The organism is Pseudomonas sp. TMW 2.1634 (assembly GCF_001703595.1).
In the GTDB taxonomy this organism is placed as follows: domain Bacteria; phylum Pseudomonadota; class Gammaproteobacteria; order Pseudomonadales; family Pseudomonadaceae; genus Aquipseudomonas; species Aquipseudomonas fragi.
The window spans coordinates 2,939,238-2,959,565 of the sequence record NZ_CP016849.1; the positions used below are offsets into that span (position 1 = coordinate 2,939,238).

A 20,328-nucleotide genomic window follows, 5' to 3' on the forward strand; every position below is an offset into this window, starting at 1 on the left:
TGAACCACCTGTAATCCCCGTGGGAGCGGGCTTGCTCGCGATGGCATCACCTCTATCCAATAGATAGACCGCGTTGTCTGCATCGCGAGCAAGCCCGCTCCCACAAGTGGGTTTCAGGTTTAGCCCTACAGCGCCAGCGGCGCCCTCTCACACAACGTGTTCAACGCCTGCGCCCATTGCGGGTGGTCATTAAGACACGGCACCAGCACCAACTCCTCGCCCCCCGCCTCGATAAACTGCTCGCGTCCGCGATCGCCGATCTCTTCCAGGGTTTCGATGCAATCGGCCACAAACGCCGGGCACATCACCAGAATCTTCTTCACCCCTTGCTTGGCCAACGCATCCAGCCGCGCCTCGGTGTAGGGTTCGATCCACTTGGCCCGGCCCAGACGAGACTGGAACGCCACCGACCACTTGCCCTCCGGCAGGCCCATGCGCTCGGCAAAGGCCTGGGCCGTGCGCAGGCACTGTGCCCGATAACAGGTGGCAAGCACCGCAGGCGAAGCGTTCTGGCAACAATCTTCATTCTTGAAGCAGTGGTTACCGGTGGGGTCCAGCTTGTGCAAATGCCGCTCGGGCAAGCCGTGAAAGCTCAGCAGCAAGTGATCGTAATCCTGCTCCAGATGCGGTTTGGCACTGGCCACCAGCGCATCGAGGTACTCGGGCTGGTCGTAGAACGGCTGCAGGATGGAGAACTGAACCGGCAGTTTTTTGGCCTTTACCACCCGCTTGGCCTCTTCAATCACCGTGGTTACGGTGCTGTCGGCAAACTGCGGATAAAGCGGCGCCAGCGTGACCTTTTTAATCCCCTGCGCAGCCAGGCGGGTGAGCACGGTTTCGATCGATGGCTCGCCATAGCGCATGGCCAACTCCACCGGTCCCTGGGTCCACTCCTGGGTCATGGCCTGCTGCAAGCGCCGGCTGAGCTCTACCAGTGGCGACCCCTCCTTCCACCAGATCGAGGCATAGGCATGGGCTGACTGCTCGGGCCGCTTGATCAGGATCAGCGACACCAGCAAGCGTCGCACCGGCCACGGCAGGTCGATTACATACGGGTCCATCAAAAACTGGTTCAAGTAACTGCGTACATCCGCTACCGAAGTAGATGCCGGCGAACCCAGGTTAACCAGCAACAGCGCGTGGTCGGTCATGCAACTTCCTATTTCAGGGGCGGGCGGGCCACATCATCGAGCGCCGCACGCAAATCGGTGAACTGAAAAGTAAAACCGGCTGCCAGCAACCTTGCAGGCATCGCTCGCTGGCCACCCAACAACAAACCGGACATTTCGCCCAGCAGCACGCGCAATACAAAGGCGGGCATGGGCATAAACGCCGGACGGTGCAACACCTGGCCCAGGGTCCGGGCAAACTCGGCATTGCGTACCGGCTGCGGCGCGCAGGCATTATAAGGACCGCTGGCGGCATTCTCATGCACAAGAAAATCAATCAGGGCGATTTGATCCTTGATATGAATCCACGGCATCCATTGCCGACCATTGCCTATCGGCCCGCCCAACGCCAGCTTGAACGGCAACAACAGGCGCGACAAAAAGCCGCCTTCGGCTGCCAGCACCAGCCCCGTGCGCACCAGCACCACACGCATGCCCAAGGCCTCAACACGCTGTGCGGTTTCTTCCCAGGCGATACACAAGTGACTGGCGAAATCTTCACTCACGGGTGGCGATTCTTCTGTCAGCTCACGCTCGCCGCCGTCGCCATACCAGCCCACGGCCGAACCGGACACCAGCACAGCAGGCTTTTGCTCGCGGCTTTGCAGCCAGCCCACGAGGGTCTCGGTCAAGGTAATGCGGCTGCTCCACAACAACGCCTTGCGGCTGCGCGTCCAGGGCCGGTCAGCAATGGGCGCACCCGCGAGGTTGACCACGGCATCGATCGGCTCCTCGCCAAGCTCCTCAAGCAGTGCGACTCCCTTCACCTGGGCACCGCACAATCGGGCCACTTGCTCAGGGCGCCGACTCCACACACTGAGGCGATGGCCCTGCGCCAGCCAGTGACGACAGAGCTGACGCCCGATCAAGCCTGTACCGCCGGTCAGCAAAATGTGCATGAGTTGATCCTCGCAAGGAGTTTTATCGGTAGCACTGGTCTATTTTTATAGAAAGACCTTTAACCAGTCGTTGAGCTAACTTAAGAATAGGCCACATGGATCTGGAAGAAACGCTAAAACTTATACTAAAAACCAGAATTGTACAGGTATTGCCGACGGCGTAGTCTGTGCAAACAGAGATCGGGGGCCCTAATGACTGTACCCATCGCAATTATCGGTGCCGGCATAGCCGGGCTGGCAGCAGCAAATTTCCTGCACAAGGCAGGGCATGCGATTCATCTTTTCGATAAAAGCCGTGGCAGCGGCGGACGCATGTCGAGCAAGCGCAGTGATGTCGGGGTACTGGACCTGGGGGCTCAGTATTTCACCGCACGCGACCGCCGCTTTGTCGATGAAGTCCAGCAATGGCAGGCCCAGGGCTGGGCCGTCGAGTGGGAACCTCATCTGTACCACTATAAAAATGGCCAGCTGACCCCCTCCCCCGACGAACAGACCCGCTGGGTGGGCACGCCGCGCATGAGCGCCATTACCCGCGGCTTGCTGGGCCAGTTGCCGATCAGCTTTACCTGCCAGATCACCGACCTGATCCGGGGTGAAAAACACTGGCACCTGCTCGATGCCGAAGGCGAAGAGCACGGCCCCTTCAGCCACGTCATCATCGCCACACCGGCGCCACAGGCCACCTCGCTGCTGTCCAGCGCGCCCAAACTGGCCAGTACCGCTGCGGGAGTAAAAATGGAGCCAGCGTGGGCTGTTGCCCTGGCCTTCGAGTCCCCCCTCGATACGCCGATGGAAGGTTGTTTTGTACAAGGCAGCCCGCTCGACTGGCTGGCCCGCAACCGCAGCAAACCCGGGCGTGACAGCCAGCCTGACACCTGGGTGTTGCATGCGACCAGCGCTTGGAGCAAACAGAACCTCGACCGCACCAAGGAATCGGTTATCGAGCATTTGCACGGTGCCTTTGCCGAACTGATGCACTTCCCGACCCCTGCACCGATTTTCAGCCTGGCCCACCGCTGGCTTTACGCCCGACCTGCGGCGGCCCATGAATGGGGCGCACTGGCGGATTCCGACCTGGGCCTGTATGCCTGCGGCGACTGGTGCCTGTCAGGCCGCGTCGAAGGCGCCTGGCTAAGCGGCCAGGAAGCCGCGCGGCGGCTGATCGAGCATCTGGATTGACACAAAACTTGCCGTAGCAGCTGCCGAAGGAACGAGGCTGCGTTCGGCGGCGAAGCCGTCGCGAAAGCTGAAAACGATATCTGTCTGACACACTGCACAACCGGACTTTACGACGGCTGCGCCGCCGAACGCAGCCTCGTTCCTTCGGCAGCTGCTACGGGGAATTAATAATCCTGCAAATACCTGTACAAGAAATTTGACTTGTACAACATCCGGCATATGATGAACTCAAGTTGTACATCAACAAAAAGATGTACAAGTATTTCTTGGAGGTTCGTCACATGGCCAGCACCGCATCCGCTCAACACAAACCGAAAATCGCCATCAGCGCCTGCTTGCTGGGGGCTGAGGTGCGCTTCAACGGCGGGCATAAAGAATCGCGGTTGTGCAGCCAGGCGTTAAGCCAGCACTTCGAGTTTGTCCCGCTGTGCCCCGAGGTTGCCATCGGCCTTGGCATTCCACGCCAGCCAGTGCGCCTGGTTGGCGACCCAGCAGCGCCCCAGGCGGTAGGCACTGTCGACAGCACCTTGAACGTAACCCGCCCGTTGCACGACTACGGTATGGAAATGGCCGCCGTGCACACTGACATCTGTGGCTACATTTTTATGCAGAAGTCACCGTCCTGCGGCCTGGAGCGGGTCAAGGTGTATCAGGACGGTGGCCGCCCTGCCGAGCTTGCCGGGCGTGGTATCTACGCCCGGGCCTTCTGCGACGCCAACCCCGACTTGCCGGTGGAAGAAGACGGCCGTTTGAACGACCCGGTGCTGCGCGAAAACTTCATGACCCGGGTTTACGCCTACAGCGCCTGGCAGGCATTGCTCAAACAGGGCATCACCCGCCGCTCACTGACCGAGTTCCATGCCCGCTACAAGTACCAGCTGATGGCCCATCACCCGGTGCAATACAAAACCCTCGGCGCTCTGCTCGGCAACCTCGGCAAGCAAGACCCGCGAGCCATTGCCCCGCACTACTTCAGCGAGCTGATGAAAGCCCTGAAAAAATGCGCCACCCGCCGCACCCACACCAACGTGCTGCAACATATCAGTGGCTACCTCAAGCAATCCATCAGCGCGCAAGACAAGCAGGAAGTCCAGCAACTGATTGGCCAGTACCTGCACGGCATCGTGCCACTGGTCGTGCCGCTGACCCTGCTCAAGCATCACTTTCGCCTGCACCCGCACGCTTATATCTCGCGCCAGGTTTACCTGCAGCCGCACCCGGAAGACCTCAGCCTGCGTAATGCCATCTGACCATGAATGATGACCTGATCATGTCCAACACCCCTGATACGGACTACAGCCAGGCGCTGGCCGAAGGCTGGTTGCCGATCCGCGAGGTGTCGCGCATCACCGGCGTGAATGCCGTGACCCTGCGTGCCTGGGAACGCCGCTACGGCCTGATCGTGCCGCACCGCACGGCCAAGGGCCATCGCCTGTTTTCGACCGAACATATCCAGCGCATCCAGCAGATTTTGTTGTGGCTCAACCGTGGCGTGTCGGTCAGCCAGATCAAGCCGCTGCTCAACGCGCCAGCTGCACTGGCCCCGGCCCCTGACAGCGACTGGCAGGCGTGGCGGCAAACCATGATTGAAGCCATCAGTGAGCTGGCCGAACGCCGCCTCGATGACTGTTTCAACCAGGCAATGTCGCTCTACCCTGCCCGCCCGCTCTGCGAGCAACTGCTGCAGCCCCTTTTGAACGAGCTGGAACAACGCTGGCAAGGGCAGTTCGGTGCGCAATTGGAGCGGGTGTTTTTCCACTCCTGGTTGCGCAGCAAACTGGGCGCGCGGATTTATCACAACAACCGCTCGCTCAAGGGCGCGCCGGTGCTGCTGATCAATCATTCGGACCTGCCCTTCGAGCCACAACTGTGGCTGACCGCCCTGTTGGTCAGCAGCAGCCACTGCCCGGTCGAAGTCTTCGACGCCCCTGTACCCGGCGGCGAACTGGGCCTGGCTGTCGAGCATTTGCAGCCCCGCGCCGTGGTGCTGTACTCCAGCAAAACCCTTAATACCCAGCAATTGCCCCGGCTGTTGCAGGGTATCGACTGCCCGACCCTGATCGCCGGACCAACGGTATGCATCCACTTCGACCAGTTGTCCGTAACTACAACCGAGATCGCAGGATTGTATCTGGCCCACGACCCGGTAGAGGCCCATCAACGCCTCAGCCAACTCGGCCTTTATCGCTAGGAAATGACATGCAACTGATCTGGCTGCGCACCGACTTGCGCCACGACGACAACACCGCCCTGAGCGCCGCCGCCAAACGCGGCCCCACCCTGGCCGTGTACCTGATCAGCCCCGAGCAATGGCTGGCCCATGACGATGCGCCGAGCAAGGTCGATTTCTGGCTGCGCAACCTGCGCACCCTGAGCGACAGCCTGCAACAGCTCAATATTCCTTTGCTGATTCGTACCGCGCCCACCTGGGACCAGGCCCCTGCGGTGCTTCTTGAGCTGTGCCGGCAACACAGTGTCGAGGCGGTTCACACCAATCAGGAATACGGCATCCACGAAACCCGCCGCGACCAGGCGGTGGCCCGGGCGCTTGAAGCCCAGGGCATCGAGTTTCACAGCTACCTCGACCAGTTGCTGTTCCAGCCGGGCAGCATCCTCACGCAGTCGGGTTCGTACTTCCAGGTCTTCAGCCAGTTTCGCCGGATCTGCTATAACCGCCTGCATATGGCCTTGCCCAAGCAGGTTGCCAAGCCTGACAAGCAGTCTTTGCTGAATATTGAGAGCGACGCCATACCCGAGTCTGTCAGCGGTTTCGCAGTGCCCAGTGAATCACTGCGAGCACTGTGGCCGGCAGGCGAAGATCAGGCTCATCAGCGCCTGGCGCAGTTTGCCGACGAGCAAATCCACTATTACCAGGACGAACGCGACCTGCCCGCCAAACCCGGCACCAGCCAGCTTTCGCCCTACCTTGCAGCAGGCGTGCTCTCCCCCCGCCAGTGCCTGCACGCAGCATTGAACAGCAACAACGGCGAGTTTGAAAGCGGCAGCCCGGGGGTGTTTACCTGGATCACCGAGCTGCTGTGGCGCGAGTTTTATAAACATATCCTGGTGGGCTACCCACGGGTCTCGCGTCATCGCGCCTTTCGCCCGGAAACCGAATACCTGCCTTGGCGCAACGCGCCGGATGAACTGAGCGCCTGGAAACAGGGGCGCACCGGCTTCCCGATTATTGACGCGGCCATCAGGCAACTGCTGGAAACCGGCTGGATGCACAATCGCCTGCGCATGGTGGTGGCGATGTTCCTGACCAAGAACCTGTTGATCGACTGGCGCGAAGGCGAACGCTTCTTTATGCAGCACCTGATCGACGGCGATCTGGCCGCCAACAACGGCGGCTGGCAGTGGAGCTCATCGACGGGTACCGATTCCGTGCCGTATTTCCGTATTTTCAACCCGGTCACCCAGTCAGAGCGCTTCGATCCCGAGGGCAAATTCATCAAGCACTGGTTACCCGAGCTGACCGACCTGAACAAAAAACAGGTCCACAACCCTGCCTCGCTGGGTGGTCTGTTTGGCGTGGCCAATTACCCGGCGCCTATCGTCAACCTGAGCCAAAGCCGCGACCGGGCCTTGAGTGCATTCAAAAACCTGCCGTCACGGCAAATGCTGGAGGCCAGCCATGGTTGATCGGCGGCGGATCTGGCTTACGGGCGCCAGCAGCGGCATTGGCGCGCAGATGGCCGAGGTATTGCTCAGCGGCGGCGCCCGGCTGGCCTTGACTGCCCGCACCCTGGAGCCGTTGAAAGCCTTGTCCGAACGTTACCCCGGACAAGTCTTGCTGGTGCCCGGCGACCTGACCGACAGCCTACAGGTTCGCGAGATTGGCAAACGCATCGCCCAGGCCTGGGGCGCGCTGGATACGGTAATCCTCAATGCCGGCACCTGTGAGTATGTCGACGCCCGCCAGTTCGACGCGGCACTGGTCGAACGCGTGGTGCGCACCAATCTGCTGGCCAGCAGCTATTGCCTTGAGAGCGCACTGCCACTATTGCGCGCAGGTTCACAGCCGCATCTGGTGGGTGTGGTCAGTTCGGTCACCTATTGGCCACTGCCCCGGGCCGGGGCTTATGGAGCATCGAAAGCGGGCCTGCGCTACTTGCTTGAATCGCTGCGTATCGATCTGGCCCAGGAGAACATTGACGTGACCCTCGTCAGCCCGGGGTTTGTTGACACGCCCTTGACCGAACACAACGACTTCCCGATGCCCATGCGCTGGCCAGCGCAAAAAGCGGCGCAGCATATTTGCCAGCGACTGGAAAAACGCCCGCTGGAAATCGCCTTTCCCACACCATTCATTGCCATCCTGCGGCTGCTGGCCAACCTGCCAAAACGTCTGCAAGTGGCGCTCGGCAAGCGTCTGGCGCGCACATCCGACGGTAAGCCATCATGAAAATCGCGATCATTGGCAGCGGGATTTCAGGGCTGACCTGCGGCTACTTGCTGCATAAAGAACACGATATCAGCGTGTTCGAGGCCAGCGACTGGGTCGGCGGCCATACCCATACCGTCAATGTAAGCGTCAAAGGCCAGGCTTATGCCGTGGACACCGGCTTTATCGTATTCAACGACTGGACTTACCCCAACTTCATCAAGCTGATGGATCAATTGGGGGTGCGCTCCAAAGCCACTGAAATGAGCTTTTCCGTCCACGACACCGACAGCAACCTCGAATACAACGGCAACACCCTCAACAGCCTGTTTGCCCAGCGCAGCAACCTGTTGTCGCCGAAGTTCTGGGGCATGTTGCGCGATATCCTGCGCTTCAATCGCGAAGCCATCCGCGACCTGGACGAACAGCGCATTGCCAGCGATACCCGGCTGGGCGACTACCTGCAGCAACGCGGCTATGGCTCGCGCTTTATCGAGCACTACATTGTGCCGATGGGGGCGGCGATCTGGTCCATGTCCCTGGCCGACATGCTCGCTTTCCCGCTGCAATTCTTTGTCCGTTTTTTCAAGAACCACGGCTTGCTCAGCGTCAGCAATCGCCCGCAATGGCGTGTGATTGAGGGTGGCTCCAGTGCTTACATCAAACCCTTGAGCGCAGGTTTTGCCGACAGGATTCGTCTCAACTGCCCGGTGATCCAGGTCGCGCGCAATGCCGAAGGCGTTCTGGTGCATAGCGTGGGCGGCACTGAATCCTTCGACAAGGTGATCTTTGCCTGCCACAGCGACCAGGCCCTCAGGTTGCTGGCAAAACCTACAGCCGCAGAACAACAGATCCTGGGGGCCATGCCCTACGCCGACAATGATGTGGTGCTGCATACCGATACCCGCTTGCTGCCCGACCGAAAACTGGCCTGGGCCAGCTGGAATTATCGCCTCGGTGGCGAAGGGCAAAAACGGGCGGCTGTGACCTACGATATGAACATCCTGCAAGGGATTCAGAGCGAGACCACATTCTGCGTCAGCCTCAACCAAACCGCAGCCATTGATCCACTCAAGGTGCTGGCCAGCTATACCTATGCCCACCCGCAATACAGCTTGGCCGCCATTGCCGCACAAGCGCGCTGGCAAGAACTGCTGGGCGCGCAGCACAGCTATTTTTGTGGCGCCTATTGGGCCAACGGTTTTCATGAAGACGGCGTGGTCAGCGCCTTGCGCGTGGCCCAGGCCTTTGGCCAGCCATTATGAACAGCGCCCTGTACAGCGGCTGGATCGGCCATCGACGCTTTGCCCCAAAGCCCCATGCCTTTCGCTATCAGATCGGCCTGTTATATCTGGATCTGGATGAGCAAGACGCTGTACTGGGGCTTTCACCGCTGGCAGGAAAAAGCCGCTTTGCGCCCTTCTCGTTTCGTGAAACCGATTACCTGAAGACCTTCACCGCAACCGGCATGCGCCTGATTGATGCGGTACGCCAGCAAGTTGCCAACGCCTTGGGCCATACGCCCCAAGGCCCGATCTGCTTGCTGACACAAGCCCGCAGTTGGGGGCTGTCCTTCAACCCGGTGAGTTTCTTCTATTGCTACGAAGCTGACGGAAAACTGGCCGCCGTCCTGTGCGAAGTCACCAATACGCCTTGGCGCGAACGTTATCACTATGTGCTCCCCGCCAAGGGAGACGGTTTCGCCCACGTTGCGGTGGCCAAGGCCTTCCATGTGTCGCCATTTCTGCCACGGGACCTGGAATATCGCATGAGTTTCAGCCCGCCCCAGGCCCGGCTCGGGGTGCATATGGCGGACTGGCAGGGCGACCTCAAACTGTTCGACGCCACCCTCAACCTGCAGCGCACAGTGCTGGACCGCCCAGGCCTGCATCGCTACTTGCGGCAGTTTCCGTGGATGACCGCCAAAACTTGTCTGGCCATCTACTGGCAAGCCTTGCGTCTGTTTCTCAAGCGCACCCCGATTTTTTCCCACCAGGCCGCCGACGGCGCCTTTCGCATTGCCGCCCTGCAACCCAAGGATCAACGCCATGAAGAGCCCTAGCCTGGTGAGCAAAACCTCACTGTCGACTACCCATAACCTGACCAGCGCACTACTGCGACGCGGGGTGCTGCGCCAACTCAGTCAATTGAAAAGCGGGCATCTGGTGGTCATCGAAAACGGTGAACGCCTGGTGTTCGGTGACAGCGGCGCGGGCCTGGTCGGCGAGGTACAGATTCACGACGCAAGTGTGTGGGGCATGATCGCCAGCAACGGCTCGATTGGTGCCGGCGAAGCCTTTATTCATGGTTACTGGAGCTCGCCCGACCTCACCAAAGTGATCCGCGTGCTGGTCAGCAACATGGACGTACTCGATGCAATGGAAGGTGGCCTGGCCCGCCTGGGTCGCCCGTTGATACGCGGCTTGCACTGGATCAATCGCAACACCCGCAAGGGTTCGCAAAAAAACATTGCTGCGCATTACGACCTGGGCAATGACATGTTCGAGCAATTCCTCGACCCGACCATGATGTATTCCGCCGCGCAGTTTTTAACGGCTGATGACACCCTCGAACAAGCCCAGCTCAACAAGCTGCAGCGCATCTGCCAGAAGCTCGACCTCAAGCCCACAGACCATTTGCTGGAAATCGGTACCGGCTGGGGCAGCATGGCGCTGTATGCGGCGCAACATTACGGTTGCAAGGTGACGACAACTACATTGTCCAAAGAACAGTTCGACTACACCCAAGCCCGCATCGAGGCGCTGGGCTTACAAGAGCAAGTAACGTTACTGCTGGAGGATTACCGCGACCTGACCGGGCAATACGACAAGCTGGTGTCTATCGAGATGATCGAAGCCGTCGGCCATCATTTCTTGCCCAGCTATTTCAAGCAATGCTCCCAGTTGCTCAAGCCCCACGGGCTGATGCTGCTGCAAGCCATCACCATTCGCGAGCAGCGTTACGAGCAAGCAAAAAGCAGCGTGGACTTTATCCAGCGTTATATTTTCCCCGGTGGCGCATTGCCCAGCGTACAGAAAATGCTCGAAATCGTTGGCAAGGACACCGATATGAACCTGATGCACATGGAGGATTTTGGCCTGCACTACGCCAAAACCCTGCGTTTGTGGCATGAGAACTTTCGCCGGGCACACGGCCGTTTAACGGAATTGGGCTACGACGACTACTTTCTGCGCCTGTGGGAGTTTTACCTGTGCTACTGCGAAGGTGGCTTTCTTGAGCGCAGCATCGGCACTGCACAACTGTTGCTGGCCAAACCGGCGGCCATGCCCGCGCCATTGCTGGGTCGGTTCAATGCTTAAAAACCTGGCCAATGCCGGGCTGTTCCAGCTCGGCTGGTTTGCCTGTGTGTTGGGCGGCAATAGCCTGTGGTTGCTGCTGGCCGCGGGCGCCCTGCTGGTGCATCTGCTGTTTATCAGTCGTTCGTTGGCAGAAGTGCGGTTAGTGGTTGTGGTCTGTTTGCTTGGCACGGCGGTGGACAGCCTGCTGCTCAATGCCGGGGTTTTCGCCTTCGCGCAGCCCGGGGTGTTGATTCCGTACTGGCTGATGCTGTTGTGGGCCCTACTGGCCATCACCCTGAACCATTGCCTGGCGTGGACCGCCAAGCCCTGGTGGCGTTCTGTTTTGCTGGGCGCCATCGGTGGGCCGCTGTCGTATTACGCCGGGCAACGTCTGGGGGCGGTGCAATTCCCTCTGGGCCTGTGGCCGACGCTGGCCGGGTTGAGCCTGTTGTGGGCGGGGTTGTTTGCATTGCTAATCACCTGTAGTCGCTGCCGAAGGCTGCGATAAGGCCCGCAGGGGCTTCAAATGACCGGGTCCGCTACGCGCTCCATCGCAGCCTGCGGCAGCGACTACAAAAAACCTGCGTTCATCAGCACATTCACACCTGACGGCGGCACTGCCTTACACTGCGCGCCTATGACCAACATCCCCCTGACCGAAATTACCGAACCCGCCGTCACTTGTTCGACGTGCGCGGCATGCTGCTGCCAACTGGAAGTGATGCTGATCACCGACACCGGCGTGCCCGAGCGCTTTATTGCAGAGGATGACTGGGGCGGCGAAGTGATGTTGCGCCTGGATGATGGCTGGTGCGCGGCCCTGGACCGTAACACCATGATGTGCACCATCTATGAGAAGCGCCCACTGATCTGTCGCGAGTTTGAAATGGGCGAAGTCGAATGCCTCAATGAACGCCAGGGGATTTCGACGGCGTACCGCTAAACACTGAACGCCTTGTGGGAGCTGGCTTGCCTGCGATGCTTACGGCGCGGTCTGTCAGGTATTTCACGCCGATGCCATCGCGAGCAAGCCCGCTCCCACAGTGATGCCCCCAAATAGCGGAAGCACCCCATGACCGGTGGGAGCTGGCTTGCCTGCGATGCTTACGGCGCGGTCTGTCAGGTATTTCGCGCTGATGCCATCGCGAGCAAGCCCGCTCCCACAGTGATGCCCCCAAATAGCGGAAGCACCCCATGACCGGTAGGAGCTGGCTTGCCTGCGATGCTTACGGCGCGGTCTGTCAGGTGTTTCGCGCTGATACCATCGCGAGCAAGCCCGCTCCCACAGTGATGCCCCCAAATAGCGGAAGCACCCCATGACCGGTGGGAGCTGGCTTGCCTGCGATGCTTACGGCGCGGTCTGTCAGGTGTTTCGCGCTGATACCATCGCGAGCAAGCCCGCTCCCACAGTGATGCCCCCAAATAGCGGAAGCACCCCATGACCGGTGGGAGCTGGCTTGCCTGCGATGCTTACGGCGCGGTGTGTCAGGTATTTCGCGCTGATACCATCGCGAGCAAGCCCGCTCCCACAGTGATGCCCCCAAATAGCGGAAGCACCCCATGACCTGTAGGAGCTGGCTTGCCTGCGATGCATTCGACGCGGTCTGTCAGGTATTTCACGCCGATGCCATCGCGAGCAAGCCCGCTCCCACAGTGATGCCCCCAAATAGCGGAGCACCCCATGACCGGTGGGAGCTGGCTTGCCTGCGATGCAAGCGGCGCGGTCTGTCAGGTGTTTCGCGCTGATACCATCGCGAGCAAGCCCGCTCCCACAGTGATGCCCCCAAATAGCGGAGCACCCCATGACCGGTGGGAGCTGGCTTGCCTGCGATGCAAGCGGCGCGGTCTGTCAGGTGTTTCGCGCTGATACCATCGCGAGCAAGCCCGCTCCCACAGTGATGCCCCCAAATAGCGGAAGCACCCCATGATCAGTGGGAGCTGGCTTGCCTGCGATGCATACGGCACGGTCTGTCAGGTATTTCGCGCTGATGCCATCGCGAGCAAGCCCGCTCCCACAGTGATGCCCCCAAATAGCGGAGCACCCCATGACCGGTGGGAGCTGGCTTGCCTGCGATGCATACGGCGTGGTCTGTCAGGCACTATGCGGTGATTCTGCTTCCACTGTGTGCGGTTCTACAGCGGCATTGTGTAATGCAGCGCATAGCTTTCTACGCCGTCATTGTTGCTGGAGATCCCGGCATTGGAGTAATGGGTCGCACGTATCCCGACTTCATGCCCCCCCGCAAAACGCAGCCCAAACCCCAGCCGGTCTTCAAACTGGAAAGCACTGCCCAGCCGGTTGCCTTCAACTTCGGTATGGGAGAACAACGCCACCCCGATCCCGGCTTCGAGATAAGGCTTTACGCTTTCTCCGGCAAATTCGTACACCAGCACGGGCGAGAACGACAGGCTGTTGCTCGCGGATGACTTGTCACCTTCCCAGTAGGTGTAAGCCCCATCCCAATATCCAGTCAGACGCCCCACATCACTTTGCAGCCAGCTTTTGTCCCAGTCAGACTTCAACCCCAGACGATAGGTCATGGTCGATTCGCTGGTGTGCCCCACCGCAAATTCAAGCCCGGCAGCCTGTGCAGCAAGACTTGGCCCCAGTGCAGCGGCTGCAAGCGCAGCCAGACAAAACAGTCGCTTCATAAGAAAAATCCTATTTTCATATGCACATGTCAGTTGTTATGCGCTTCATCAGGCAGGTGTCATGAAGCATTAGTTCTATTTTTTTACAGACCGAAGCTTCGCACAACGCCAGATTTATTCCACAACACTGGCAGGATATTTCCCATGTGTTCAGGTGAAGCACTGGTCCAGAACTGTGTTTCGCGAGGCGGCCCGGCGGCCAGCAGGTTTTGTTCAGCGAGCAGACGCTGGAGTTGGCGCGCCACGGCGGCGCCGGTATCGATCAGGGTGATCGATGGCGGGAGCATCTGCGCCAGCAGAGGCTTGAGAAAAGGGTAATGGGTGCAACCCAGAATAATGGTGTCGCAGCCAGCGACCAGCAATGGCTCAACATAACCGCGCAGCAAGGCGCGCAGGGCATCGCTATGCAGGTCACCGGTTTCGATCAGTTCCACCAGCCCCGGACAGGGTTGGGTGATCACCCGGATATCGCTGGCGAAACGGTCAAGCAAAGCGGCAAATTTGGCGCTTTGCAACGTCCCGGTGGTGGCAAGTACGCCCACTGTACCGCTGCGAGTGGCCGCAGCCGCAGGCTTGACCGCAGGCTCCATGCCAACGAGGGGCCATTGCGGGTAACGCTGCCGCAAATCCGCCACGGCTGCCACCGTGGCCGTATTACAGGCCAGTACCAGCGCCTTGGCGCCCTGGCGCTGGAAAAAATCAGCCATTACCGCGCAGCGCTGGCGAATAAACTCGGGGCTTTTTTCGCCATAGGGGATGTGCCCGCAATCCGCCACATAGAGCAGCGATTCGTTGGGCAACAGGGCGTGGATTTCCTTGAGCACCGACAGGCCACCGACCCCGGAGTCGAAAACGCCAACCGGCGCTTCACGCATGGCCTGTACCACACACGCTGCACGCCGGGTCACGCTTGACCCGCAGCTCGCGAAAGCGCGTGCTCAATGCATCAACCAACAACAACCGGCCCACCAGCGGCTCGCCAAAACCGGCCAGGACCTTGAGCGCTTCAAGAGCTTGCAAGCTGCCGATCACCCCCACCAAGGGGCCAATCACGCCGGCTTCGCTGCAGGTCAGTTCCTCTTCGCTGCCATGCCCGTACAAGCAGTGGTAGCAGGGGCTGGCGCTCTGACGCGAATCAAACACCGACAACTGCCCTTCAAGGCGGATCGCCGCACCGCTGACCAGTGGCTTGCGCGTCGCAACACAGGCCCTGTTCACCGCTTCACGGGTGGCAAAGTTGTCTGAGCAATCGAGCACCAGATCCACTGCGCCAACGACGTCGGCCAGCGAGTCGGCATCCAGTGCCGAGCGGTGGGCGACCAGCGTGATATGCGGGTTGATCAGGCGCAACCGGTGCGAGGCCGAATCGACCTTACTCTCGCCAACAGTGGCGCTGTCATGAATGATCTGGCGCTGCAGGTTGGTCAGGTCAACGCTGTCAAAGTCGGCCAGGTGCAGTTCGCCGACACCGGCAGCAGCCAGGTACAGCGCGACAGGCGAGCCAAGCCCGCCCAGGCCGACAATCAGCACACGACTGTTTTTCAGCTTCAACTGGCCGTCGATATCGACCTGCTGCAACAGGATCTGTCGGCTATAGCGCAACAGCTCCTCGTCGGTCAGCACGGCAGGCGACCCAACGTGATGCGTTCGTGGCCGCCCAGGTCCTTGCGGCTTTCAACCGCTGCAAAACCGGCGTCCTGCAACAGTTGGCGCACGGACGCTGCCTGATCGTAACCATGTTCCAGCATCAACCAGCCGCCAGCATTGAGGTGCTGTACCGAGGCGGTGATGATTTCACGGATATCGTCCAGGCCGTCGGCACCGGCGACCAGGGCGCTCTCGGGCTCGAAGCGCACATCGCCTTCAGCCAGGTGTACATCACCGGCAGCAATATATGGCGGGTTGCTGATGATCAGATCAAAGCGCTGATCGGCCAGTGCGCTGAACCAGTGGCTGGTAAACACATTGACGTTGTCGAGCTGCAAACGCTGGCGATTGCGCTCGGCCAGCGCGACGGCCTCCAGTACCCGGTCGACCGCAGTGACGTGCCAGGCGGGGCGCTCGCTGGCCATTGCCAGGGCAATGGCGCCGCTGCCTGTGCCCAGGTCCAGCACCCTGGCCGGGCTTGCGGGCAGCAGGGCCAGCGCGGTTTCGACCAGCAGTTCGGTGTCCGGGCGCGGGATCAGCGTATGCGGTGCCACTTCCAGGTCGAGGTTCCAAAAACCCTGCTGGCCCAGGATGTAGGCCACCGGCTCACCGGCACGGCGGCGCAGCAGGTATTCAGCGAAGGTCAATGCCGCTTCGCTGCTGACAATTTTTTCGGGCCATGTGTGCAGATAGCTGCGCGACTTGCCCAGGGCAGCGGCCAGCAGCAGCTCCGCATCAAGACGGGCCGTAGGCGAATCAGGCAGTTCAGCAGCACGCAACAAGCTGGCAATAATAGTCATTTATTCACCCAGGGCTGTCAGTTGATCAGCCTGAAACTCCGCCAATAATGGCTCGATAACGGCGTCAACGCCGCCAGCCAGTACGTCATCAAGGGAATACAGGGTCAGGTTGACACGATGGTCGGTCACTCGCCCCTGCGCGAAATTGTAAGTGCGGATGCGCTCGGAACGATCCCCCGAGCCCACCAGCGACTTGCGCTCGCTGGCAATGGCATTGGCCGCAGCGCTGGTTTGCTGGTCATTCAACTTGGCCGACAGCCAGGACATCGCCCGCGCCCGGTTTTTATGCTGGGAACGCTCTTCCTGACACTCCACCACAATGCCCGAAGGCAAGTGCGTGATACGGATCGCCGAGTCGGTCTTGTTGACGTGCTGACCACCGGCCCCGGAGGAACGGTAGGTATCCACACGCAAATCCGCCGGGTTGATCTCGATGGCTTCCTGCTCATCGGGCTCTGGCAACACCGCCACGGTACAGGCCGAAGTATGGATACGCCCCTGGGATTCGGTCGCCGGTACACGCTGCACGCGGTGTACACCGGACTCGAACTTCAGCTTGGCGTAGACATTCTCGCCTTCGACACGGGCAATGACTTCTTTATAGCCGCCATGCTCACCGATGCTTTCGGAGAGGATTTCAACCCGCCAGCCGCGCCGCTCGGCGTAGCGCGAATACATGCGAAACAGGTCGCCGGCAAAAATCGCCGCTTCATCGCCACCGGTACCGGCGCGAATTTCCAGGAACACGTTGCGCCCGTCATTCGGGTCCTTGGGCAGCAGCATGCGTTGCAGGTCTTTTTCCAGTTCGATCAATCGCTCTTTGGCTTCACGAACCTCTTCGACCGCCATTTCACGCATGTCCGGGTCGTTGTCCTTGAGCAACGCCTGGGCGCCTTCAAGGTCGGCCTGCACTTTGAGCCACTGCCCGTAAGCGGCAACAATGGGCTCAACTTCCGAGTATTCCTTGGAATAGGCGCGGAATTTAGTTTGATCGGAAATGACTTCGCCATCGCCAAGCAATGCGGTCAGTTCTTCAAAACGGTCCTGGAGGATGTCCAGTTTATTAAGCAGTGACGCTTTCATTACTATTTTTTATCCGCAGAGCTATGCGATGAGCCCTCACCGAGGGCAAAAAGTTCTTGGGCCATGGCCAGCGCATCGAGGCGGCCTTCGGCGGAAAGTTTTTTCAGCTGTACGCTGGGGGCGTGCAGCAGTTTGTTGGTCAGGCCCCGCGCCAGTTGTACCAGCACCTCTTCCGGATTGCTGCCGTTGGCCAGCATGCGCTGGGCCTTCTGCAGCTCTTCGTCGCGCAGGCGTTCGCTTTGCTGGCGGTAGGCCTTGAGCACATCCACCGCCGCCAGTTCACGCAGGCGCACCATGAAATCGTCAGCGCCAATGCTGACCAGCTCTTCTGCTGCCTGGGCCGCGCCCTGACGGCTCTTGAGGTTTTCGGCGACCACTTCGTGCAAATCGTCGACGGTATAGAGGTAAACGTCGTCCAACTCGCCGACTTCAGGCTCGATATCGCGGGGAACGGCAATATCGACCATAAAGATCGGCTTGTGCTTGCGCAGCTTCAGGGCGCTTTCGACCGCACCCTTGCCCAGAATCGGCAACTGGCTGGCCGTGGAACTGATCACGATATCGCTGTGTACCAGTTCCTGGGGAATATCCGACAGCAACACCGCGTGGGCACCAAACTGCTCAGCCAGCGTGCTGGCACGCTCCAGGGTACGGTTGGCCACCACGATACGCTTTACTCCCAGGTCATGCAGGTGGCGGGCGACCAGGGTAATGGTCTCGCCCGCGCCGATCAGCAAGGCCTGGCTGCGCTGCAGGTCGCTGAAGATCTGCTTGGCCAAACTCACGGCCGCAAAAGCGACAGACACCGGGTTTTCGCCGATGGCAGTGTCGGTGCGTACCTGCTTGGCCGAGTTGAAGGTGGCCTGGAACAAGCGCCCCAACAACGGCCCGACCGTTCCCGCTTCACGCGCGACGGCGTAGGCCGATTTCATCTGGCCGAGAATTTGCGGCTCGCCCAGCACCAGCGAGTCCAGCCCCGAGGCCACGCGCATCATGTGACGAACGGCAGCATCGTCTTCATGGACATAAGCGCAGGCACGCAACTCATCGAGGCTCAGGTCGTGGTAGTCCGCCAGCCATTTCAGCACGCTGTCTGCCGAAAGGTGGTCCTGCTCTATATAGAGCTCACTGCGATTGCAGGTGGAGAGGATCGCAGCTTCGCGACTGTCGGTTAGGCGGCAGAGCTGCTGCAAGGCCTCAACCAACTGCTCTGGAGTAAAAGCCACGCGCTCGCGGACGTCTACTGAAGCAGTCTTGTGGTTAATACCGAGTGCGAGGAAGGCCATTCAAGATCGCTGATGATGACGAGAAGCCGACAATTGTCCTACTTCGCCAGATTCAGAACAACCATTGCTGACTATTGTCTCTATAGTTAACGTCTGTTGAACCCATCATCAGCCCCGGATATCGATAGTCGCACCTGTTATGGTTTGCACCATTGCATGTGTCATGATGCCCAGACCGCAGGTAAGTCGCCCATCTCTTATATGAATAGATCCTCCGCGTTGCTCCTCGCTCTCGTCCTTCTCAGTGGCTGCCAGGCCTTGGCCCCCACGTCCCCGGATGATTCATCCGCGACTGAAGACGTTTCCTCCGCCCCGGAAAAACCCACGGTCTACAGCTCGTTCAGCGAAGAAACGCTGTACAGCCTGCTGAGCGCCGAGCTGGCCGGCCAACGCAATCGCCTGGATATCGCCCTCGATAACTATGTGACGCAGGCGATCAATACCCAGGACCCTGGCATCTCCGAGCGGGCGTTTCGTATCGCCGAGTACCTGGGCGCCGACCAGGCGGCACTGGACACCTCGCTGATCTGGGTCAAGAACGCCCCGCAGGATATCGAGGCACAACGTGCTGCAGCCATTCAGTTGGCGCGTAACGGCCGCTATGACGAGTCCCTGGTGTACATGGAGAAAGTCCTGCAGGCCAAGGGTGACTCTCACTTCGATTTCCTGGCCCTGGCGGCCATAGAAACCGATGCCGAGACCCGCGCAGGCCTGCAAAAGAGCTTTGACAGCCTGCTGGTCAGGCACCCGGACAACGGCCAGCTGATTTTCGGCAAGGCCTTGTTGATGCAACAGGACGGTGATGCCCAGGGCGCGCTGAAACTGCTGGAGAAAAACCCGCCGCAAGACGGTGAGGTCGCTCCGATTCTGCTGCGCGCACGCTTGCTGCAAAGCCTCAACCGTGGTGATGAAGCGTTGCCGCTGCTGAAAAAAAGCGTCAGCCAGTACCCCGACGACAAACGCCTGGGCCTGACCTATGCGCGCACCCTGGTCGAGCAGAACCGCATGGCCGAGGCAAAAGTGCAATTTGCCAGCCTCGTGGAGCAGTACCCCGAAGACGATGAGCTGCGATTCTCGCTGGCACTGGTCTGCCTGGAAGGCAAGTCCTGGGACGAAGCCGAAGGTTATCTGCAAGAGTTGATCGAGCGCGACAGCCATGTCGACTCGGCGCATTTGAACCTGGGCCGCATCGCCGAAGAACGCAATGATCCCGAGGGCGCACTGGCCGAGTACGCGCTGGTAGGCCCGGGCAACGAATACCTGCCCGCACAACTGCGCCAGGCGGACATCCTGATCAGTCATGGTCGCGGTGGTGAGGCATCGAAAAAACTGGCCTTGGCACGCGACGCACAACCCGACTACGCCATTCAGCTGTACTTGATCGAAGCCGAGACCCTGGCAGCGAACAACCAGAGCGATCGCGCCTGGAACACGCTGCAACAAGCTCTCAAGCAATACCCGGACGATCTCAACCTGCTGTATTCACGCGCCATGCTGGCCGAGAAACGCAACGATCTTGAGCAGATGGAGCGAGATTTGCGCACCATCATCCAGCGCGAGCCTGACAATGCGATGGCATTGAACGCGCTGGGCTACACGCTTTCGGATCGAACCACCCGCTACGCCGAAGCCAAGGCCCTGATCCAGCAAGCCTACGACTTGAGCCCGGATGACCCGGCAGTGCTCGACAGCCTGGGCTGGGTGAATTTCCGCCTGGGCAATCTGGATGAGGCCGAACGCTTGCTGCGCCAGGCGCTGGAACGCTTCCCGGACCAGGAAGTCGCCGCCCACCTGGGTGAAGTGCTGTGGGCAAACGGTAAACAGCGTGAAGCGAAAAAAATCTGGGGCACTTTTCTCAAAGAAAATCCTGACAGCCCTATTCTGCGCAAAACCATTTTGCGCCTGACCGGATCAGAGACTCTTTAAC

The 20,328-nt window shown here is 59.9% G+C and carries 19 protein-coding genes; 11 read left to right on the forward strand and 8 right to left on the reverse strand.

Going from position 1 to position 20,328, the window contains the following annotated elements; genetic code table 11:
- Positions 1-125 precede the first annotated feature (125 nt).
- Both hemH and BFC21_RS14050 read right to left on the reverse strand, forming a co-directional pair.
- Positions 126-1,151, reverse strand: coding sequence for a ferrochelatase (gene hemH / locus BFC21_RS14045; protein WP_086798676.1), 1,026 nt, complete (start codon positions 1,149-1,151; stop codon positions 126-128).
- An 8-nt stretch (positions 1,152-1,159) separates the two neighbouring features.
- Entirely contained in the window at positions 1,160-2,068 is a 909-nt protein-coding gene (locus BFC21_RS14050; RefSeq protein ID WP_120266270.1) for a TIGR01777 family oxidoreductase, read from the reverse strand.
- Positions 2,069-2,260: 192 nt separating this feature from the next.
- Between BFC21_RS14050 and BFC21_RS14055 the strand changes: the two genes are divergently transcribed.
- From BFC21_RS14055 to BFC21_RS14100, 10 genes are all read left to right on the forward strand, one after another.
- Positions 2,261-3,247, forward strand: coding sequence for an NAD(P)/FAD-dependent oxidoreductase (locus tag BFC21_RS14055; protein WP_088378130.1), 987 nt, complete (start codon positions 2,261-2,263; stop codon positions 3,245-3,247).
- A 281-nt stretch (positions 3,248-3,528) separates the two neighbouring features.
- Positions 3,529-4,497: a DUF523 and DUF1722 domain-containing protein gene (locus tag BFC21_RS14060; protein WP_088379526.1), complete on the forward strand. Its 969-nt coding sequence runs from the start codon at positions 3,529-3,531 to the stop codon at positions 4,495-4,497.
- A 2-nt stretch (positions 4,498-4,499) separates the two neighbouring features.
- The gene (locus BFC21_RS14065; protein ID WP_088378131.1) at positions 4,500-5,438 is read left to right on the forward strand and encodes a MerR family transcriptional regulator; all 939 of its coding nucleotides are present in this window, start codon (positions 4,500-4,502) and stop codon (positions 5,436-5,438) included.
- A gap of 8 nt (positions 5,439-5,446) precedes the next feature.
- Positions 5,447-6,892, forward strand: coding sequence for a deoxyribodipyrimidine photo-lyase (gene phrB, locus BFC21_RS14070; protein WP_088378132.1), 1,446 nt, complete (start codon positions 5,447-5,449; stop codon positions 6,890-6,892).
- A complete protein-coding gene (locus tag BFC21_RS14075; RefSeq protein WP_120266271.1) occupies positions 6,885-7,655 on the forward strand; it encodes an SDR family oxidoreductase in 771 nt (256 codons plus the stop codon). The genes phrB and BFC21_RS14075 overlap by 8 nt, the downstream gene beginning before the upstream one ends.
- A complete protein-coding gene (locus BFC21_RS14080; protein WP_088378134.1) occupies positions 7,652-8,899 on the forward strand; it encodes an NAD(P)/FAD-dependent oxidoreductase in 1,248 nt (415 codons plus the stop codon). Before BFC21_RS14075 ends, BFC21_RS14080 begins: the two co-directional genes overlap by 4 nt.
- A complete protein-coding gene (locus BFC21_RS14085) occupies positions 8,896-9,696 on the forward strand; it encodes a DUF1365 domain-containing protein (protein ID WP_088378135.1) in 801 nt (266 codons plus the stop codon). The genes BFC21_RS14080 and BFC21_RS14085 overlap by 4 nt, the downstream gene beginning before the upstream one ends.
- Positions 9,683-10,954 (forward strand): cyclopropane-fatty-acyl-phospholipid synthase family protein, encoded by a 1,272-nt coding sequence (locus tag BFC21_RS14090; RefSeq protein WP_088378136.1) that lies wholly within the window; start codon positions 9,683-9,685, stop codon positions 10,952-10,954. Before BFC21_RS14085 ends, BFC21_RS14090 begins: the two co-directional genes overlap by 14 nt.
- Positions 10,947-11,441: a DUF2878 domain-containing protein gene (locus BFC21_RS14095; RefSeq protein ID WP_120266272.1), complete on the forward strand. Its 495-nt coding sequence runs from the start codon at positions 10,947-10,949 to the stop codon at positions 11,439-11,441. The genes BFC21_RS14090 and BFC21_RS14095 overlap by 8 nt, the downstream gene beginning before the upstream one ends.
- A 129-nt stretch (positions 11,442-11,570) precedes the next feature.
- A complete protein-coding gene (locus BFC21_RS14100) occupies positions 11,571-11,876 on the forward strand; it encodes a YkgJ family cysteine cluster protein (protein ID WP_016781759.1) in 306 nt (101 codons plus the stop codon).
- A 1,190-nt stretch (positions 11,877-13,066) separates the two neighbouring features.
- Here BFC21_RS14100 and BFC21_RS14105 read toward each other — a convergent pair.
- The 6 genes from BFC21_RS14105 to hemA form a co-directional block, all read right to left on the reverse strand.
- On the reverse strand, positions 13,067-13,585 hold the full coding sequence (locus tag BFC21_RS14105; protein ID WP_088378138.1) for an acyloxyacyl hydrolase: 519 nt from the start codon (positions 13,583-13,585) through the stop codon (positions 13,067-13,069).
- A gap of 83 nt (positions 13,586-13,668) precedes the next feature.
- A complete protein-coding gene (murI, locus tag BFC21_RS14110) occupies positions 13,669-14,460 on the reverse strand; it encodes a glutamate racemase (protein WP_088378139.1) in 792 nt (263 codons plus the stop codon).
- Entirely contained in the window at positions 14,453-15,208 is a 756-nt protein-coding gene (locus BFC21_RS14115; RefSeq protein ID WP_088378140.1) for a molybdopterin-synthase adenylyltransferase MoeB, read from the reverse strand. Before BFC21_RS14115 ends, murI begins: the two co-directional genes overlap by 8 nt.
- A complete protein-coding gene (gene prmC / locus BFC21_RS14120; RefSeq protein WP_088378141.1) occupies positions 15,202-16,032 on the reverse strand; it encodes a peptide chain release factor N(5)-glutamine methyltransferase in 831 nt (276 codons plus the stop codon). Before prmC ends, BFC21_RS14115 begins: the two co-directional genes overlap by 7 nt.
- The gene (prfA, locus tag BFC21_RS14125) at positions 16,033-17,115 is read right to left on the reverse strand and encodes a peptide chain release factor 1 (protein WP_086798689.1); all 1,083 of its coding nucleotides are present in this window, start codon (positions 17,113-17,115) and stop codon (positions 16,033-16,035) included.
- Between the two features lie 2 nt (positions 17,116-17,117).
- Positions 17,118-18,401, reverse strand: a complete 1,284-nt coding sequence (hemA, locus tag BFC21_RS14130) for a glutamyl-tRNA reductase (protein WP_016781754.1) — start codon at positions 18,399-18,401, stop codon at positions 17,118-17,120.
- A gap of 201 nt (positions 18,402-18,602) precedes the next feature.
- On the opposite strand from hemA, the gene BFC21_RS14135 reads away from it, so the two are divergent.
- Positions 18,603-20,327 (forward strand): tetratricopeptide repeat protein, encoded by a 1,725-nt coding sequence (locus BFC21_RS14135; RefSeq protein WP_088378142.1) that lies wholly within the window; start codon positions 18,603-18,605, stop codon positions 20,325-20,327.
- The last annotated feature ends 1 nt before the right edge of the window (position 20,328 follow it).

Excerpts from the sequence above, each read along its gene's own strand:
- BFC21_RS14090 (WP_088378136.1), top strand. The coding sequence starts at position 9,683 with ATGAAGAGCCCTAGCCTGGTGAGCAAAACCTCACTGTCGACTACCCAT.
- phrB (WP_088378132.1), top strand. The coding sequence starts at position 5,447 with ATGCAACTGATCTGGCTGCGCACCGACTTGCGCCACGACGACAACACC.
- hemH (WP_086798676.1), bottom strand. The coding sequence starts at position 1,151 with ATGACCGACCACGCGCTGTTGCTGGTTAACCTGGGTTCGCCGGCATCT.
- BFC21_RS14135 (WP_088378142.1), top strand. The coding sequence starts at position 18,603 with ATGAATAGATCCTCCGCGTTGCTCCTCGCTCTCGTCCTTCTCAGTGGC.
- BFC21_RS14075 (WP_120266271.1), top strand. The coding sequence starts at position 6,885 with ATGGTTGATCGGCGGCGGATCTGGCTTACGGGCGCCAGCAGCGGCATT.
- BFC21_RS14080 (WP_088378134.1), top strand. The coding sequence starts at position 7,652 with ATGAAAATCGCGATCATTGGCAGCGGGATTTCAGGGCTGACCTGCGGC.
- hemA (WP_016781754.1), bottom strand. The coding sequence starts at position 18,401 with ATGGCCTTCCTCGCACTCGGTATTAACCACAAGACTGCTTCAGTAGAC.
- BFC21_RS14060 (WP_088379526.1), top strand. The coding sequence starts at position 3,529 with ATGGCCAGCACCGCATCCGCTCAACACAAACCGAAAATCGCCATCAGC.
- BFC21_RS14100 (WP_016781759.1), top strand. The coding sequence starts at position 11,571 with ATGACCAACATCCCCCTGACCGAAATTACCGAACCCGCCGTCACTTGT.
- BFC21_RS14085 (WP_088378135.1), top strand. The coding sequence starts at position 8,896 with ATGAACAGCGCCCTGTACAGCGGCTGGATCGGCCATCGACGCTTTGCC.
- prmC (WP_088378141.1), bottom strand. The coding sequence starts at position 16,032 with ATGACTATTATTGCCAGCTTGTTGCGTGCTGCTGAACTGCCTGATTCG.
- BFC21_RS14050 (WP_120266270.1), bottom strand. The coding sequence starts at position 2,068 with ATGCACATTTTGCTGACCGGCGGTACAGGCTTGATCGGGCGTCAGCTC.
- prfA (WP_086798689.1), bottom strand. The coding sequence starts at position 17,115 with ATGAAAGCGTCACTGCTTAATAAACTGGACATCCTCCAGGACCGTTTT.
- BFC21_RS14095 (WP_120266272.1), top strand. The coding sequence starts at position 10,947 with ATGCTTAAAAACCTGGCCAATGCCGGGCTGTTCCAGCTCGGCTGGTTT.
- BFC21_RS14055 (WP_088378130.1), top strand. The coding sequence starts at position 2,261 with ATGACTGTACCCATCGCAATTATCGGTGCCGGCATAGCCGGGCTGGCA.
- murI (WP_088378139.1), bottom strand. The coding sequence starts at position 14,460 with ATGCGTGAAGCGCCGGTTGGCGTTTTCGACTCCGGGGTCGGTGGCCTG.
- BFC21_RS14105 (WP_088378138.1), bottom strand. The coding sequence starts at position 13,585 with ATGAAGCGACTGTTTTGTCTGGCTGCGCTTGCAGCCGCTGCACTGGGG.
- BFC21_RS14065 (WP_088378131.1), top strand. The coding sequence starts at position 4,500 with ATGAATGATGACCTGATCATGTCCAACACCCCTGATACGGACTACAGC.